Consider the following 387-nt stretch of genomic DNA (forward strand, 5'->3'; position numbering starts at 1 on the left):
CCAGCAGGTTGGTCTGCTCGGCGATGCCGCTGATGGTTTTGACGATGGTGCCGATCACCAGCGATTGCTCGTTCAGTGCTTCGATACCTTCGCCAGCGGTTTGCATGTGTTTGGCCAGGTCACGCATCACGTCTACAGCTTGGGTCACCACGGCAGTTCCGCGCTGTGCACTCTGGTCGGTTTGCTGAGAAGTGCTGTAGGCAATGTTGGCCGCCTCCGCGACAGCCTGCTCCTGATGCACCTGATCGGTAACCACCGTGGCGAACTTCACCACTTTGTAGAGCTTGTTGTTGGCGTCGAGCACCGGGTTGTAGGAAGCCTCCAGCCAGACCACGCGACCGTGGCTGTCGACACGCTTGAAACGATCAGCGACGAACTCGCCAGCGT

At 59.2% G+C, this 387-nt stretch carries 1 protein-coding gene; it reads right to left on the reverse strand.

All coding sequences use genetic code 11. The annotated features are described in order from the left end of the window. On the reverse strand, positions 1–387 hold a 387-nt coding region (locus AC1DF0_RS32580; RefSeq protein WP_477577756.1), incomplete at both ends, for a PAS domain-containing protein.

Source organism: Paenibacillus sp. 05T425 (genome assembly GCF_056396205.1).